At 67.1% G+C, this 15,660-nt stretch carries 16 protein-coding genes and 1 tRNA gene; 11 read left to right on the top strand and 6 right to left on the bottom strand.

Annotated features, from left to right (window positions below; all coding sequences use genetic code 11):
- Positions 1-38: 38 nt before the first annotated feature.
- Positions 39-845, bottom strand: a complete 807-nt coding sequence (locus ACFWPX_RS24280; protein ID WP_378929240.1) for an alpha/beta fold hydrolase — start codon at positions 843-845, stop codon at positions 39-41.
- 190 nt (positions 846-1,035) lie between these two features.
- Here ACFWPX_RS24280 and ACFWPX_RS24275 point away from each other — a divergent pair.
- Positions 1,036-1,108: transfer RNA gene (locus tag ACFWPX_RS24275), tRNA-OTHER, on the top strand.
- Between the two features lie 73 nt (positions 1,109-1,181).
- Here ACFWPX_RS24275 and ACFWPX_RS24270 read toward each other — a convergent pair.
- Positions 1,182-1,682, bottom strand: coding sequence for a MarR family winged helix-turn-helix transcriptional regulator (locus tag ACFWPX_RS24270; RefSeq protein ID WP_378929238.1), 501 nt, complete (start codon positions 1,680-1,682; stop codon positions 1,182-1,184).
- A gap of 137 nt (positions 1,683-1,819) precedes the next feature.
- Between ACFWPX_RS24270 and ACFWPX_RS24265 the strand changes: the two genes are divergently transcribed.
- From ACFWPX_RS24265 to ACFWPX_RS24250, 4 genes are all read left to right on the top strand, one after another.
- Complete coding sequence (locus ACFWPX_RS24265) at positions 1,820-2,242, top strand: cupin domain-containing protein (RefSeq protein ID WP_378929381.1); 423 nt, start codon at positions 1,820-1,822, stop codon at positions 2,240-2,242.
- Positions 2,243-2,327: 85 nt separating this feature from the next.
- Complete coding sequence (locus ACFWPX_RS24260) at positions 2,328-2,747, top strand: acyl-CoA thioesterase (RefSeq protein ID WP_378929236.1); 420 nt, start codon at positions 2,328-2,330, stop codon at positions 2,745-2,747.
- A gap of 287 nt (positions 2,748-3,034) precedes the next feature.
- Positions 3,035-3,454 (top strand): hypothetical protein, encoded by a 420-nt coding sequence (locus tag ACFWPX_RS24255; protein ID WP_378912925.1) that lies wholly within the window; start codon positions 3,035-3,037, stop codon positions 3,452-3,454.
- A 15-nt stretch (positions 3,455-3,469) separates the two neighbouring features.
- Positions 3,470-4,429 (top strand): MvdC/MvdD family ATP grasp protein, encoded by a 960-nt coding sequence (locus ACFWPX_RS24250; protein ID WP_378929234.1) that lies wholly within the window; start codon positions 3,470-3,472, stop codon positions 4,427-4,429.
- A 24-nt stretch (positions 4,430-4,453) separates the two neighbouring features.
- Here ACFWPX_RS24250 and ACFWPX_RS24245 read toward each other — a convergent pair whose 3' ends face one another.
- Together ACFWPX_RS24245 and ACFWPX_RS24240 are read right to left on the bottom strand one after the other, a co-directional pair.
- Positions 4,454-4,726 carry a helix-turn-helix domain-containing protein gene (locus tag ACFWPX_RS24245; RefSeq protein WP_266290315.1) on the bottom strand — a complete coding sequence of 91 codons (273 nt, stop codon included), beginning with the start codon at positions 4,724-4,726 and terminating at the stop codon, positions 4,454-4,456.
- Positions 4,727-4,941: 215 nt separating this feature from the next.
- Positions 4,942-6,573, bottom strand: coding sequence for an ABC-F family ATP-binding cassette domain-containing protein (locus tag ACFWPX_RS24240; protein WP_266290317.1), 1,632 nt, complete (start codon positions 6,571-6,573; stop codon positions 4,942-4,944).
- 123 nt (positions 6,574-6,696) lie between these two features.
- On the opposite strand from ACFWPX_RS24240, the gene ACFWPX_RS24235 reads away from it, so the two are divergent.
- Entirely contained in the window at positions 6,697-7,461 is a 765-nt protein-coding gene (locus tag ACFWPX_RS24235) for an SDR family oxidoreductase (RefSeq protein WP_378912927.1), read from the top strand.
- 91 nt (positions 7,462-7,552) lie between these two features.
- Here the strand turns inward: ACFWPX_RS24235 and ACFWPX_RS24230 are convergent, their stop codons facing one another.
- Together ACFWPX_RS24230 and ACFWPX_RS24225 are read right to left on the bottom strand one after the other, a co-directional pair.
- Complete coding sequence (locus tag ACFWPX_RS24230) at positions 7,553-9,937, bottom strand: MMPL family transporter (protein WP_378929232.1); 2,385 nt, start codon at positions 9,935-9,937, stop codon at positions 7,553-7,555.
- Positions 9,938-10,264: 327 nt separating this feature from the next.
- A complete protein-coding gene (locus tag ACFWPX_RS24225) occupies positions 10,265-11,332 on the bottom strand; it encodes a lycopene cyclase family protein (RefSeq protein WP_378929229.1) in 1,068 nt (355 codons plus the stop codon).
- Positions 11,333-11,442: 110 nt separating this feature from the next.
- Between ACFWPX_RS24225 and ACFWPX_RS24220 the strand changes: the two genes are divergently transcribed.
- From ACFWPX_RS24220 to ACFWPX_RS24200, 5 genes are all read left to right on the top strand, one after another.
- A complete protein-coding gene (locus ACFWPX_RS24220) occupies positions 11,443-12,342 on the top strand; it encodes a Ku protein (RefSeq protein ID WP_378912930.1) in 900 nt (299 codons plus the stop codon).
- 15 nt (positions 12,343-12,357) lie between these two features.
- Positions 12,358-12,894, top strand: a complete 537-nt coding sequence (locus tag ACFWPX_RS24215) for a GNAT family N-acetyltransferase (protein ID WP_378912931.1) — start codon at positions 12,358-12,360, stop codon at positions 12,892-12,894.
- 131 nt (positions 12,895-13,025) lie between these two features.
- Positions 13,026-13,895 carry a MetQ/NlpA family ABC transporter substrate-binding protein gene (locus ACFWPX_RS24210; RefSeq protein ID WP_378912932.1) on the top strand — a complete coding sequence of 290 codons (870 nt, stop codon included), beginning with the start codon at positions 13,026-13,028 and terminating at the stop codon, positions 13,893-13,895.
- Positions 13,892-14,905 (top strand): methionine ABC transporter ATP-binding protein, encoded by a 1,014-nt coding sequence (locus ACFWPX_RS24205; protein WP_378929227.1) that lies wholly within the window; start codon positions 13,892-13,894, stop codon positions 14,903-14,905. Before ACFWPX_RS24210 ends, ACFWPX_RS24205 begins: the two co-directional genes overlap by 4 nt.
- The gene (locus ACFWPX_RS24200; protein WP_378912935.1) at positions 14,905-15,567 is read left to right on the top strand and encodes a methionine ABC transporter permease; all 663 of its coding nucleotides are present in this window, start codon (positions 14,905-14,907) and stop codon (positions 15,565-15,567) included. The genes ACFWPX_RS24205 and ACFWPX_RS24200 overlap by 1 nt, the downstream gene beginning before the upstream one ends.
- Positions 15,568-15,660 lie beyond the last annotated feature (93 nt).

Here is a 15,660-nt window from a genome sequence, read left to right as displayed (position 1 = left end):
CGACCGCCGATATGCCGCCGGGTTCGCGCTGCCACCACTCAGTCGGAAGCGGCCGTGATCGTCGCCACCACCTCGCTGGGATGCGACACCGGGGAGGCGTGCGACGACTTCACCTCGCTGACCCGAGCTTTCGCACGCTCGGCCTGGAATCGTTGGGACGCGGGCGGCAGGATCTGATCTTCGGTCGAGACCAGATACCACGACGGGACCGACGCCCACGACGGCTCCCCACTCGGCTCGGCCTGCGCGGCTGCCGCCGTAGGACGTTGGCGCGCGGCGAGGCTCGACGCGACCTCGGCATCGACATCGTGCGCGAACACAGCACCGTACTGTTCGGATTTCAGCGTCACCTCCGCCCCGGCGTCGGTGGGCTGGATCAGCAATGCCGGACCGATCCTGCTGCCCGGGTACTTCGCGGGATCCGAGAGTTCCTGTACGGCTTCCCCCTTCATCGGCGCGAAACCGGCGATGAACACCGCGGCTTTGACATCGGGCCGGTGGATATTGCTGATCACCGCACCGCCGTAGGAGTGCCCGACCAGCACCACGGGCCCGGCGATCTTCGCAATCGCCGACGTGACAGCGGCCGCGTCCGAACTCGGACCGCGAAGCGGATTCTCCGGTTGGACCACCTGATAGCCCTTGCCGCGCAGCAATCCGGCGACCATATCCCAGCTGGAACTGTCGGAGAACGATCCGTGCACCAGCACGATCGTCGGCTTGACCGCGACAGCGGTCGTCGGCGCCGAGACTGATCCCACATCGCTCCCGCACCCGGCCGCGACCACCACGGCGGTAGCGGTGAGCGCGATAGTGACAAGTCGGAGCCGGACAAGCTTGTGCATGGCGTTCCATTCTCGTAGTCGTCGGTCTCTCGACTGAGAATCACAGCCCGACCCGTGTGCCGAGTAGATGCCGATGTCTACGGAATCCGATGGCAAATGTCATCGTTCCAAGCGAACTCTGTTCCGCTGTAATCGATCTCACGGAACCATCACGACGACACCGAGAATCCTGAGCTACGCTCGAGTCGGCCATGGAGTAGTTCAGCAGGTAGAACGCCGACTCCACAGGACGGATGTCGCGGGTTCGATTCCCGCCTCCATGGCCGCCGAACTTTTCACCGATTGCGCGCGGTGGGATCCTCATCGGCGGTCATTTCACCGACAGGGATCGGCGGGTCAGGTCGCCCACCCACTGAGCAACGCTCGCGAGATCCGGTCCAGGGCGGCACGATCCGCGGGCTCGAGCACCGACAGCATCGCGGTCTCGTTCTCGGTGTGCGCCACGACCACCGTGTCGACGAGTGCGCGCCCCTCCTCGGTGAGCGCCACGCGCACGGCGCGCCGATCCTCGCGATCGGCGATGCGGCGAACCAGGCCCGCCGCTTCGAGCCGGTCGATCCGGCCGGTCATCCCCGCGCGCGAGAGCATCAGGGTATCGGCGAGCACCGACGGGTTGAGTTCGAAGGGCGTCCCCGAACGGCGCAGTGCCGCAAGCACATCGAACTCACCGCGTTGCAAACCGTGTGTGGTGAACACACTTTCGATCCGCGCCGTGGCGATGTTCATCAGCCTGCCGAGCCTGCCGAAGACCGCCATCGCCTCGAGCTCCAGATCGGGTCGCTCCCGCTGCCACTGCGCCGTGATCGCGTCGACGACATCCGGTTCGCGTTCATCCATGGACACGATTCTATTCGCTGAGATATAGTTCGGTAGCGAATTATCAACCAGCGAATGGAAAAGACATGACGAACGCCCGCGACATCGCCCTCTGCCTGCCCGAGGACGCCGAGACCCTCGGCACCGAGAACGTGCGGATGCGCCTGCTCACCGACGCGAATGCCAGCGACGGCGCGGTCAGTACGCTCGAGGTCACCATGGTGCAGGGTGCCGACGGCGCCGCACCGCATTTCCACACCCGCTCCGACGAGCTGTTCTACGTCGCCGACGGCGAACTCCAGGTCATGGCGGGCGATCGCATCCTCACCGTCGGCGCGGGCGGCTCACTGGTCGTCCCACGACAGATGCCGCACGCCTTCGGCGCCACCCCCGACAGCGGCGCGCGCATCCTCATCGCCCTGATGCCCGGCGTCCAGCGCTTCGAGTACTTCCGCCTGCTCGACCGCCTCATCCACGGCGACGCGACCCATGACGAATTCGTCGCCGCCCAAGAGGAATTCGACAATCACTTCGTCGACGCGCCCGCCTGGTGGGCCGAACGCAACGCCCATCGAGCCTGACCCGTCATGCACCAGCCCTGCTACTGTGGCCGAGATTGCATCCGGATCGGGAACAACACGACCGGAGCAGCCGGTTCTACGCCGTATGACGTTCTCCGTACCGGTCCTCGTCCGCGGCTACGAGCTCGACACCCAGGGCCATCTCAATCACGCCGTCTACCACCAGTACGGCGAGCACGCTCGATGGGAGCTGCTGCGCGCGGCAGGCATCCCGCAGGACAAGTTCATCGCCAGCGGCGTCGGCGCGGTGGTGCTCGAGTCGACCATCAAGTACAAGCGTGAGCTGCGCGGCGGTGACGAGGTCACTGTGACCTGCGCCTTCGACTGGCGGGAAGGCGAGAAGGTCTTCCGGTTCCATCACCAGATCATCAAGCTCGACGGTACCGTCGCCGCGGAGATCACCGTCGTGGCCGGCGCGATGGATCTGACGGCCCGACGACTCGTCGCCGACCCGGCCCAGCACTTCCGCGAGCTCGCCGAGAATCCCGAACTGCTCGGCCTCTAGAGACCACACACGGCGCGGCAGGCAACATCCGGCACAGACCCGGGGACGCCTGCCGCGCCGTTGTCATCTGCGTTTGCTGCCGGATTGCCCATGAGAACACAGTTGGCGCATCCGAGTTGTCCGAAATTCTTTCCCCGCAAGGCGATCACGCGCCGCTCGGCGGTTTGCCCGGCGCTCCGCAAATCTTGCGAACCCGCTCGGCGGGCCACGCGTTCACGCTATGATCCGAAGCACCTTTTGGGGTTCTGGCAAATCGCGAGCAGACGAGAAGATCGGAGTGAGTGCCCATGACCGACGCCATCCACCTCCCCGCAACCGCGTTGTCCCGGGATCGGGGCCCCGCCTTGCGCGGATTGCTGGTGGCCGAGTCCGATCGCGACATCTCGGTGCGCGTGGACGGTGGCACCTGGACTTTCGACCGCAACGACATCGTGCGACTCACCGAAGACCGCGCGGGCGCGGGTGAACGTCAGGTACGGGTCGACATCCGCCCCGGCGCCACCGCCGACTTCACCCGGCGCATGCGCGTCGAGCTGGTCGACCGGCCGATCACCCTCGCGCCGGAACCGTCGGAGGCGCTGGGCGACGAGCAGCTGGCCCGGGCCACCCGCGGCTGGGCCACGAAACTGCGCATCGCCGAACGGGGTGGTGTCACCGGGGCGACGTTCACCTTCCACGACGGCATCAACTGCGACAGCCTCGACTGAAACGGCACAGAAGTTATGGAAGGCGCTACCGACGCCGTGCTCATCGTCTCCGAAACCGACGACCTGCACGCCGATGCGCTGGCGTCGACCCTGCGAGAACACCACGGGCTCGACCCGATTCGACTCGACCTGCGCGACTTCCCTTCCGAGACAGGGAGTTTCCGGCTCGACAAGGCGGGCACCAACCGCGCGCTCTCTCATGTCCACGGTCTCGACGACGTGCGCGCGGTGTGGTGGCGCAGGCCGCACCCGTGCCGGGTGCCGCACGGCGTGCGCGCCGCCGACGACGAGTTCCGCCAGGCCGAGTGCGACGGATTCCTGCAGGGCATGCTGTGGTCGATCCCGGCGTACTGGGTCAACGATCCGGCCGCCGAACGCACCGCGACGCGCAAGATCGTGCAGCTCGAAACCGCGCAGCGTGCGGGTTTCACGATCCCGGAGACGCTGATCACCAACGACCCGGACGAGGCGCGCAGTTTCGTCGAATCCCGCTGTGGTCCAGTGGTTTACAAACGCACCGGCACCGGCCGTGGTGAGTTCTCGGAGACCAGGATCATCACCGGGCCCGAGCTGAGCAGACTCGACTCGATCCGCTCGACGCCGACGACATTCCAGGACTACGTGGAAGCCAGCTGCGATCTGCGGGTGGTGTGGGTCGACGGTGTCGAGTGGAGTGTGCGCATCGACTCCCAGGCGGGGGTCGGCCGCATCGACTCGCGCCTCGACACCTCGGTCGCCTTCGCGCCCGATCGGCTACCGGCGTCGGTCAGCAAGTCCCTCGCGACCCTGATGGGCGCGCTCGGACTCAGCTTCGGTGTCGTCGACCTGCGCCTCGGCAGCGATGGCGAGTACTACTTCCTCGAGGTGAACCCGCAGGGGCAGTTCGCCTACCTCGAGATCAAGACGGGGCTGCCGCTGTTCGCCAGCCTGGCGAATCTGCTGGTCCGCGGGGACGGAGCCGTCGCAGGCTGGTAGCGGCCGGCGTCGACGACGCGCGGCTCAGTCGGCCGGATTCTTGCGCCGGTTGGCGCCGCCGCGCCCACGCAGTTCGACATGTGACTCGACCAGCACATTGTGGATGAAGCCGTACGAGCGGCCGGTGGATCTGGCCAGGGTGCGAATGGACGCGCCCGCCTCGTACTGCTTCTTCAACTGGGACTGCAGCCGGTCGCGGGACTTGCCCGTTACCCGGGTGCCCTTGCCCAGCGCTGCCTTGCCGATCGTCGATTTACCCTTGGCCGACCTAGCGGCCTGTCTGGCACTGTCGCTCATGGCTTCCTCCGAGTCGCCGAGCACTCCTTCCAGGCTAGACACTCCGCACTCGGTGATCAACGAAAACAGTGATCAAACTCACGCGATACCGGCGAGTTCCTCCCCGACACCGCGTTTCACGCACGACACACCGGCCCCTGGGCGGTGTCTGACCTTCGCCTGACTCCGGGGCGCCGCGTGGTGACGCTGCGCTACCGCCTCCGCGCCCTGACAGATCAGGCGAGGTCGATGAGCTCCGCGTACTCGGCGGACCAGTGGTCCTCGGTGCCGTCGGGAAGCAGAATGACCCGCTCCGGGTTGAGCGCCTCGGCCGCGCCCGGATCGTGCGTCACCAGCACCACGGCGCCCGCGTAGGTGCGCAGCGCCTCGAGTACCTGCTCGCGCGAGACCGGGTCGAGGTTGTTGGTCGGCTCGTCGAGCAGCAGCACGTTCGCCGCCGAGGACACCAGCCCGGCCAGCGCCAGACGCGTCTTCTCACCGCCGGACAGCGTGCCCGCGGGCTGGTCGAGCTGCGGCCCGGTGAACATGAACGCACCGAGCAGGCTGCGCAGCTCCTGCTCCCCCGCGTCCGGGGAGGCGTGGCGGATGTTCTCCCACACCGAGGCCTGATCGTCGAGGGTGTCGTGCTCCTGGGCGAAGTAGCCGACCTTGAGCCCGCGCCCCTGCTCGACGCCACCCGCGGTCGGCGTCTCGACACCGGCGAGCAGTTTCAGCATGGTCGTCTTACCGGCACCGTTGAGCCCGAGCACCACCACGCGGCTGCCCTTGTCGACGGCGAAGTTCACGCCGGTGAAGATCTCGAGCGAACCGTAGAGCTTGGTCAGGTCTTTCACCATCAGCGGCGTCTTGCTGCAAGCCGCGGGCTCGGGGAACCGGATGCGGGCGACCTTGTCGCTCACGCGCACGTCGTCGAGCTCGTTGATCAACCGTTCGGCGCGACGCACCATCTGGTGTGCCGCAGCGGCTTTGGTGGCCTTCGCGCCGAGCTTGGCGGCCTGCTGACGCAGCGCGCCCGCCTTCTTCTCGGCGTTGGCGCGTTCGCGGACGCGGCGCTGCTCGTCGGTGGCGCGGGCGTCGAGGTACTTCTTCCAGCCCATGTTGTAGACGTCGGGCTCACCACGCACGGCGTCGAGGAACCACACCTTGTTGACCACGTCGCCGAGCAGTTCCACGTCGTGGCTGATCACGATCAGTCCGCCGTCGTGGTTCTGCAGGAACCCGCGCAGCCAGGTGATGGAGTCGGCGTCGAGGTGGTTGGTCGGCTCGTCGAGCAGCAGGATGCGGTCCGAGCGCCCACCCGAGCCGTCGGACGCGGAGAACAGGATGCGGGCCAGCTCGATGCGGCGCCGCTGACCGCCGGAGAGGGTGCGCAGCTGCTGGTCGAGGACACGGTCGGGCAGACCGAGGCTGTTGCAGATGCGCGCCGCCTCGCTTTCGGCGACGTAGCCACCGAGCGAGGAGAACTGGTCTTCGAGGCGGCCGTATCGGCGAATCGCCTTGTCGCGCGCGGCATCGTCGGCGACCTCGGCCATTTCGACCTGGGCCTTCTCCATGTCGCGCAGCAGGACGTCGAGCCCGCGCGCCGACAGCACCCGGTCTTTGGCGATCACATCGAGATCGCCTTCCTTCGGGTCCTGCGGCAGGTAGCCGATGTCGGTGGAGCGAGTGATCTTTCCGGCGTACGGTTCACCCTCGCCCGCGAGGATGCGCAGGGTGGTGGTCTTGCCCGCACCGTTGCGACCGACCAGTCCGATCCGGTCGCCGGACTGCACCCGCAGCGCCGGCCCAGGGGCCGAGAGCAGGGTGCGGACTCCGGCCCGGACCTCCAGGTCGGTCGCCGTGATCACAGAGTTCTCCTCAGAGTAAGACAAACGGGAAAGGTATTTCGGCAAGAACCACTTATTTTACCGTCGACGTCTCCGGAAGCCGAACCCGGCGCTGCCCGATGTGAGCGTGGTTACTCTCGTGCCATGACTACCGATCTACTTGGCCGCACCGCTCTCGTCACCGGAGCCAGTCGCGGCATCGGGCTCGCGACCGCGGCCGAACTGATGAGCCGGGGCGCGAACGTACTGATCACCGCCCGTAAACCCGAACCGCTCGAGGTCGCCGCGACCGAGTTGCGCGCGCTCGGCCACAAGGGTCAGGTGAGCACTCTCGCCGGCAATGCCGGCGATGCCGACGCGCGCGCCGAGGCCGTGGCCAGAGCCGTCACCGAGTACGGCTCGCTCGACATCCTGATCAACAACACCGGCATCAACCCCGTCTACGGTCCGCTGATGGACGCCGATCTGGGCGGCGTCAGCAAGATCTTCGATGTGAACGTGGTGGCCTCGCTGGGCTATGTGCAGCAGGCCTACCGCGCGTGGATGGCCGAGCACGGCGGTGCGGTGGTGAACGTGGCCAGCGTCGCGGGCATCCGGTCGTCCGGCGTGATCTCGGCCTACGGCGCCTCCAAGGCGGCGCTGATCCGGCTCACCGAGGAGCTGGCCTGGCAGCTCGGCCCCAAGATCCGGGTCAACGCGGTGGCGCCGGGCGTGGTCAAGACCAAGTTCGCCGATGCGCTGTATTCCGACGACGAGGAGCGCGCCGCGAGCGTGTATCCGATGAAGCGGCTCGGCGCACCCGAGGACGTGGCCCGGCTGATCGCGTTCCTGGTTTCCGACGAGGCCGCGTGGATCACCGGTGATTGTGTGCGGGTCGACGGCGGCTTCCTCTCCACCGGCGGCATCTGAGACATCGCACGGATGCCGAAGGGCGACACCGGAACTCAACCGGTGCCGCCCTTCCGCCTTGTCGTAGCTGAATCAGACCGGCGGCGCCTGGTCAGTCCGAGGTCTCGCGGCTTCCCGCCGACGCCGAAAGACTCTCCTGGACGCGCGTGTTCTCCCGCACTCCGGTGCTGTCCTCGATCCGCGTCGCCTCGGCCCGCGCTGCCTCGGCCCGCGCCGCCTCAGCTCGCGCGAGCGGATCCACGACGACGATCTCCTCGGCCCTGGCGGCGGCCAGCGGATCACGCACCACCACTTCACGTTTCGGCGATCGCACCGAGCCACTGTCGTCCAGGCCCCACCGGTCGTGCAGGCGGTGCAGGAATTCCGGTGCGTACCAGTTCGCTTCGCCGAGCACCTTCATCGCGGCGGGCAGCAGGAACCCGCGCACGAGGGTGGCGTCGACGATCACCGCCAGCGGCAGGCCGATGCCGAACGCCTTCATGAAGGTGATGTCGGAGGCGAGGAAGCCGAGGAAAACCAGCGAGATGAGGATCGCGGCGGCGGTGACGATGCGCCCGACCCGCTCCAGGCCGAGCGCTACCGCGGTCTCGTTCTTGCCGGTGCGTTCGTATTCCTCCCGGATCCGCGACAGCAGGAACACCTGGTAGTCCATCGCGAGCCCGAAGGCGGCGGCGAACAACATCACCGGGACCGTGGCGGACAGATCCCCGGTGACGGTGAAGCCGAGCACCCCGGACAGGTGCCCGTCCTGGAAGATCCACACCAGCGCACCGAAGGTCGCGGTCAGGCTCAGCGCGCTGAGGATCACCGCCAGCACCGGCAACACCACGCTGCCGGTGAGCGCGAACAGCACGATCAGCATCATGATCACCACGAAGCCGAGCGCCCACGGCAGTTCGTTCTCGATGGCGGCGACCGAGTCGGCATTGGCCGCGGCCACGCCACCCACCAGCAATTCGCTCGGCGTGCGCACCGCGCGCACCTGATCGACCAGACCGGCGAGGGCATCACTGTCGCCGGTGGTCGGCACGATCGACAGGTAGACGGCCTTCTCGACCCGGAATCGCGTGTTGACCGCGGTGGGTTCGACGAACAGCCCGCCCTGGGCGTAGCTGCCGGTGGCGGTGTCGACGCGGCGGACATTGTCCAGGTCGGACATGGCACGGGCGATGGTGTCGAGTCCCGCCGCGCTGTAAGCACTTTCAGGGAGCACCGCGACGAGCGTGTGCTGGTCGCTCTCGCTGAAGTCGCGTGCCACGATCTCGGTGACCTGGCGGGAGTTCATCGATTCCGGCAGGGTTCGTTCATCCGGGAAACCGAGTTTCACGCCGAGGAACGGCGCGCCGAGCAACAGCAGCAGGGCGGTGACAGCGAGTCCGATCGAGATCGGCTTGCGCATCACGGCGGTGGCGAGCTTGTGCCAGGCGCCCTCACCCGGTGCGGGGCGCGGGGCGCGCAGGAACCACCAGCCGAGCTGACCCTTGTCGATGCGTGTGCCGATCAGCAACAGCGCGGCGGGCAGCACGGTCAGCGACACCAGCGCGGCCAGCGCCGCGACGACGATGCCCGCGTACCCCATCGACCGGATCGCCAGCAGTGGGAAGAACAGCAATCCGGCCAGCGCCACCGCGACGGTGAGCGCGGAGAATGCGACGGTGCGGCCCGCGGTGCGCAGGGTGGTTGCCACCGCGCCGGCCGGGGTGCGGCCGTCGGCGAGTTCGTCGCGGTAGCGGTTGACGATCAGCAGGCTGTAGTCGATGGCCAGACCGAGGCCGAGCAGCGTCGCCACATTGGTCGCGGTGACCGACAGCGGGGTGAACAGGGTGAGCAACCACAGCGCGCCCATGGTGGTGAGCACGGTGCCGATCGCGACGAGCAGCGGCAAGCTCGCGGCGACCAGGCCGCCGAAGACGAACAGCAGCGCGATCAGGGTGAGCGGGAAGGCGATGGCCTCGCCCTTGGCGATGTCGGTCTTGCTCTGCTGCACGGTCTCGTGCATGAGCATGGCGAATCCGCCCGCCCTGACCTGCAACGATCCCTGTCTGCCCGTCAGCTCCTCGGAGATGGCGGTGACGCGTTCGTCGATCTCGCGTTCGCTGCCGAGCACACTGGCGACGATCAGACCCTGCTTGCCGTCGACACTGCGCAGCGCGGGCTGGTGGGAGGTCCAATACGACATCACCTCGGTGACGCCGGCGCGTTCCTGCAGGTTGGCGACCAATGCCGTTGCCGCCGCGGTGGATTCGGGGTCCTCGACCGACGACTCGGTTTCCACCAGCAACAGCAGGTTCGGCGGCGCCTGCCCGAACTCGTCGCGCAACACCTCGAGCGCACGGCTGGATTCGCTGCCGGGGTCGGTGTATCCGCCGCCCTCCACCCGCTCGAACAGCGTGGCACCCAGTGCGCCGAGCACCACCGCGAGCACCGCGAAAACGCCGAGCACCCAGCAGCTGCGCCGCCTGGTGAATTCGAACACCGGATTGTCCCCTAACTCGTCACACAACCGAGCGGCACGCATATCGACGTGCGGGGGCTCGAATCACTTCCGGCCGTCCGCCTCGTCGGCCCGATCCTGTTGGCGGGTCGGCGCGTTCGCGAGGCGATCGTAGCAACTTCGTGGCGGCACCGCCGGGCCTCTGGCACACCCTTGTTCTTCCCCGTCGGCTACCGGTCTCGGCCACCCCGGCACGGCGACCGTCTCGCCACCTCCACCGGCGGCGTCAAGGGCTCTGTGAGTCGAGTGCGGTGAACGCCCAGGAGTGTCCGGCACGCCGCCTCGCGGCGAGGAGCCGATGCTCTTCGGCTACCGACCGGACGCACCGATGACCGAGGCCGCGACAGCGCGACGCAGATTCGGAGGCAGGTCGGCGAACAGTGCGCGCATCGCGGCGAGGGTGCCGCGGAGGTCGCCGTGGCCGGACAGGTAGGAAAGCTGGAGAGGGGCAGGCAAACCGAAGAACACCTCGAAGAACACCGGGACCTCGCGGGGCGGAAGGGCCAGCAGCGCACGTAGTCCCGCGCGGCGCAGGGCGGCCACTGCCCGCGCTCGCGGAGTCCATACCGTGCCACCCGTGACGACGGTGTCCGCCGCGGCGAGTGCGGCGGCGACGCTGTATCCGGTCGCGGGATGGGTCAGACCACCGGCCGCACCGAATCGACCACCGCCCGGTCTACCTCCCTGCACCGGAAACCGCACTCGCTCAACAGGTTCGGCTCCGGTGAGCGCGATCCCTCGCGCACGCAGCCGGTGTTCGAGTCTGCGTCGCAGCACCTCCGGCGCGAGCGCCGGTCGACCGGCGAGGCAGGTCTCCTCGAACAGCGCGGTGCCGGCGCTGAGCGGTACCGCGTACAGAAACGACGGTGGGTCGTCCGGATCGGCGCCGTTGTCGAGGCGCCAGTCCATGAACAGCGTCTGCTCGAGTTCGTCACTGGCCATGACGACGCCGTACGCGGTCTGCTCGGCGCGACGCGCCGATCGCGCCAACCCCCGCGCATCGACCACCTGACCGGTGCGGGTCAGGCCACCGGCCGTCCGCACTTCTCGCCCGTCCGCCTCCACGGCCCGGTCCGCGAGCACGGTCGCGCCGTCCAGCGTCAGCGACGACTGCAGCGCCGCCGTATCGAACACCTGATAAACGCGATCGATCCGATGCTCGCCCACCGCCCACGCCGTCGGTGCCTCAACCGCCGCCGCCACCACGCCGGAATCCAGCCACTCCGGGAGCTCATCGGCCCACGCCGCATAGGTCGGCGTCCACACCCGGTCCGGATGCGGATCGATCACCGTGACATCGCGCCCCGCGGCCAGCGCACGATGAGCAACAGCCCGCCCCGCCGGACCGAGCCCACAGACGATCACCTCCACACCCACCCGTTGATTGGACCAGACGCAACGATTTCAAGCTCCGGCGGATCACGGACCAGCACCTATTCGGGATCGCTTGCTCGCCCCCGCGCGACATTTCGACCATGATGGGGTGCATGAGATCGATCTGGAAGGGCTCGATCGCTTTCGGGCTGGTCAATGTCCCGGTCAAGGTTTATACCGCGACCGAGGACCATGACATCCGGTTCCACCAGGTCCACGCCAAGGACGGGGGCCGGATCAAATATGACCGGGTCTGTCAGGTGTGTGGCAATTCTGTACAGTTCGCCGATATCGACAAGGCCTACACCTCGCCCGATGGCGAGCAGGTGGTGCTGACCGACGCCGATTTCTCGAAGCTGCCCGCGGCGGAGAAGCACGAGATTCCGGTACTGGAATTCGTGCCGTCCGATCAGATCGACCCGGTGCTGTTCGACAAGAGCTATTACCTCGAACCGGATTCCGCGACGCCGAAGGCCTATCAATTGCTGGCGGCGACCCTCGAACGCATCGACAAGACCGCGCTCGTGCATTTCACGCTGCGACAGAAGACCCGGCTGGCCGCATTACGTGTGCGGGACGGTGTGCTGGTCCTGCAGACGCTGCTGTGGCCCGACGAGGTGCGGGCCGTCGAATTCCCGTCGCTCGACGACGCGCCCGCCCCGCGCCCGCAAGAACTGAAGATGGCCGAAACTCTCGTCGAGTCGATGTCGGGCGATTTCGACCCTTCCGAATACACCGACGAATACCAGATCGAACTACAGAAACTTCTCGACGAGGCGATCGCCAGCGGCACCGGCAAGGTCGAGCCCGCCGCGGAAACCGAGCCCGTCGAACAGGCCGATGCCGAAGTCGTGGATCTGGTCGCCGCGCTGCAACGCAGTCTCGAGGCCAGCGGCCGCCGGGAAGCCGCCCCGGAGAAGCCCGCGAAAAAGGCCGCCAAGAAGGCCGCACCGCGCAAGGCCGCCACGAGCAAATCCACCGCGTCCAAGACCGCGACCCGCAAGGGCGCGTAGGGCACACTGGCGGCTATGGACACCGCCATCGCTGTCGTGCCGATGGGATTGGGGCATCTGCGTCAAGTCCTCGACCTCGGCCATCAGGTCTTCGACACCACCATCAAGCCCTACACGTCGTGGTCGCTCACGGCCGTCGCCGAGCACCTCGACAGCCCCGACAACGCCTGCTGGGTGGCCCTGGACTCCGACCGGGTGGTCGGGTTCGTGCTCGGGTCGATGGAGTTCGAGCATCGCGACGACTGGGCGTATCTGGAATGGATCGCGGTCGCCCCCGATATGCAAGGCCACGGGATCGCGCGGCGGCTGGTGAACGTGTGCTCGGAGGCGTTGTTCGCGCGCGGCGCCCGCCATATCGTCACCGATGTCGAGGACCGCAACAGCGCCTCGGCCGCGCTGATGACCAGCAGCGGGTTCGTGCCCGCCGCGACCGTCACCCTGCTGGTGCGGCCCAACCCCGCCGCCCCGGACGACGACGCCACGCTGCCGCCGATCACCAAACGCGACCTCGTCCGCCGCGGCAGATTGTCGGTCGAGCACCCGCTCCGCTGATGTCCGTAAGTTAGACGGGCGTCCCACTGTTTGCGAGGATTTCGCTCACGCCAAGTCAAACCGTTGTCGGCGGGTCGTGCCGACAGCTTGGATGACCGAGTTCATCTTCTGCGAGCAATTCGGGAGTACAAGTGAAATTCCGTCGGACACTGGCGATCCCAGTGCTGATAGCAACCGCGGCCCTCACCCTGACCGCGTGCGGTTCCGATGACGCGTCGGGCACGGTGGTACGGATCGGCACCACCGACAAGGACAGGGCATTCGAGGTCTTCGAACAGAAGGCGAAAGAGCAGGGCATCACGCTGAAGGTCACCAATTTCTCCGATTACAAGCAGCCGAATACGGCGCTGTCGCAGAATCAGATCGACCTCAATCTGTTCCAGCATCTGCAGTTCCTCGGCCAGTACAACGTGGCGAGCTCGGACACGCTCACCCCGATCGGCTCGACGTACATTGTGCCGCTGGGTCTCTACTCGAAGAAGCACAAGGCACTGGCCGATATCCCGGCCGGTGGCGAGATCGCGATTCCCAACGATCCGACCAACCAGGCGCGCGCGCTGTTCGTGCTGCAGGCCGCCGGGTTGCTGAAGATCACCGGCACCTCGGCCCAGCCGACCCCCGCCGACATCGACAAGGGCGCCTCCAAGGTGCGTGTGACACCGGTGGATGCCGCCCAGACCGCGCTGTCACTGCCCTCGGTCGACGGTTCGGTCATCAACAACACCTTCCTCGAGCGTTCGGGCGTCGATCCGAAATCGGCGCTGTACAAGGATGATCCGAAAAATCCGGCCGCCGAGCCCTACATCAATGTGATCGTCAGCCGGGCCGCGGACAAGACGAATCCGACGTATCTGAAGCTGGTCGAGATCTGGAAAGATCCGGCGGTGGCCACCGCGCACGCCGAGACCACCAAGGGCACCGCGGTCGCGGTGAACCGGCCCGGTGCCGAGCTCGAACAGATCCTGGACCGGGTGCAGCAGGGCATCCGCACCACCAAGTGAGTGCGCAACCCGCTGCCGTCGAATTCCGTTCCGTCACCAAGGTTTTCGGCAGCGGCAACGATCGGCACACCGCACTCGACGACATCGACCTGCGGATCGAGCCGGGTGAGATCTTCGGCGTCATCGGCTATTCCGGGGCGGGCAAGTCCACGCTGGTGCGGCTGATCAACGCGCTGGACAAGCCGACTTCGGGCACCGTCACGATTTCCGGCACCCCCATCACCGGGGTGCCGGAGTCGGCGGTGCGCCGGCTGCGCCGCGATATCGGCATGGTGTTCCAGCAGTTCAACCTGTTCCGATCGCGCACTGCCGCAGGCAATATCGAGTATCCGCTGAAGGTGGCGGGCTGGAAACGGGCCGAGCGCAAGGCCCGCGTGGCCGAGTTGCTCGAATTCGTCGGGCTCACCGACAAGGCGCGTGCCTACCCCGATCAGCTCTCGGGCGGGCAGAAGCAGCGGGTCGGGATCGCGAGAGCGCTGGCGACCTCGCCCTCGCTGTTGCTGGCCGACGAGGCCACCTCCGCACTCGACCCGGAAACCACCGGCGAGGTGCTGCGACTGCTGAAGAAGATCAATGCCGAGCTCGGGGTGACCATTGTGGTGATCACCCACGAGATGGATGTGATCCGCGCGGTTGCCGACCGGGTGGCGGTGCTCGCCGAGGGGCGGATCGTCGAATTGGCGGCCACCTTCGATGTTTTCGCCGCACCGCAGGCCGCGCCGACACGGTCGTTCGTGGCGACCGTGCTGCACAATCGGCCCGACGCGGCGGAGCTGGATCGATTGCGGGAGCTGCACGGGGGCAGGCTGGTCACTGTCGACATCGACGATCACAGCGGGATCGGGGCGGCGTTGGCCGCCGCCACCGCCGCCGACGTACGTTTCGAGATCGTCTACGGCGGAGTGAGTACGTTGCAGGACAAGACTTTCGGCAGCGTCACCCTGGCGCTGCACGGGCCCGATGCCGCGCTGGATCGCGTGGTCGCCGACCTGGAACGGAAGGCGGGCTGATGGAGACCAACTGGGAGAAGCTGCGGCCCACGCTGTTCGAGGCTATCGGGACCACGGTTTATCTGGTCGGCGTGACGTTCGTCGTCGCGGGGGTGATCGGGCTGGTGCTCGGGACCGCGCTCTACACGACCCGCAAGGGTGGACTGCTGGCGAACGGGCCGATCTACTTCGTGCTCAATGTGTTCGTCAATGTGGTGCGCCCGATTCCGTTCATCATCCTGCTGGCCGCACTCGGCCCGGTCACCCTGGAGGTGGTCGGCACCACGATCGGCTCGGAGGCGGCGCTGTTCGTGATGATCGTCGCGGCCTCGTTCGGGATCGCCCGGATCGTGGAGCAGAACCTGGTGACGGTCGATCCCGGCGTGATCGAGGCGGCGCGTGCGGTCGGTGCGGGACCACTGCGGATCATTCTCACGTTGCTCATCCCGGAAGCGCTGGGGCCGTTGATCCTCGGCTACACCTTTGTGGTGATCTCGATTGTCGATATCTCCGCGATGGCGGGCACTGTGGGTGGCGGCGGACTCGGTGATTTCGCCATCGTCTACGGGTATCAGCAATTCCAGTGGCAGGTCACGATCGTCGCGGTGCTGATCATCATCGCCGGTGTGCAGGGCGTGCAATTCTTCGGAAACTGGCTCGCCAGAAAAGTGCTGCGCCGCTGAATTCAGTAGTGGGGGGGGGGGGCGGCGGGCCCGGCGGCGCCGAGCGGATGTGTGTATTTGTTAGGTGGCTCCGCCCCGCTGAGGCTGGGCGCC

This window comes from Nocardia sp. NPDC058518 (assembly GCF_042719655.1).
Lineage (GTDB): Bacteria > Actinomycetota > Actinomycetes > Mycobacteriales > Mycobacteriaceae > Nocardia.
The sequence above is the reverse complement of the archived record's forward strand: the minus strand, read 5'-3'. Positions and strand labels throughout refer to the sequence as shown.

Coding starts and splice junctions, on each gene's coding strand:
- ACFWPX_RS24250 (WP_378929234.1), top strand. CDS start 3,470: ATGGAAGGCGCTACCGACGCCGTGCTCATCGTCTCCGAAACCGACGAC.
- ACFWPX_RS24245 (WP_266290315.1), bottom strand. CDS start 4,726: ATGAGCGACAGTGCCAGACAGGCCGCTAGGTCGGCCAAGGGTAAATCG.
- ACFWPX_RS24215 (WP_378912931.1), top strand. CDS start 12,358: ATGGACACCGCCATCGCTGTCGTGCCGATGGGATTGGGGCATCTGCGT.
- ACFWPX_RS24220 (WP_378912930.1), top strand. CDS start 11,443: ATGAGATCGATCTGGAAGGGCTCGATCGCTTTCGGGCTGGTCAATGTC.
- ACFWPX_RS24280 (WP_378929240.1), bottom strand. CDS start 845: ATGCACAAGCTTGTCCGGCTCCGACTTGTCACTATCGCGCTCACCGCT.
- ACFWPX_RS24270 (WP_378929238.1), bottom strand. CDS start 1,682: ATGGATGAACGCGAACCGGATGTCGTCGACGCGATCACGGCGCAGTGG.
- ACFWPX_RS24235 (WP_378912927.1), top strand. CDS start 6,697: ATGACTACCGATCTACTTGGCCGCACCGCTCTCGTCACCGGAGCCAGT.
- ACFWPX_RS24200 (WP_378912935.1), top strand. CDS start 14,905: ATGGAGACCAACTGGGAGAAGCTGCGGCCCACGCTGTTCGAGGCTATC.
- ACFWPX_RS24260 (WP_378929236.1), top strand. CDS start 2,328: ATGACGTTCTCCGTACCGGTCCTCGTCCGCGGCTACGAGCTCGACACC.
- ACFWPX_RS24255 (WP_378912925.1), top strand. CDS start 3,035: ATGACCGACGCCATCCACCTCCCCGCAACCGCGTTGTCCCGGGATCGG.
- ACFWPX_RS24265 (WP_378929381.1), top strand. CDS start 1,820: ATGCGCCTGCTCACCGACGCGAATGCCAGCGACGGCGCGGTCAGTACG.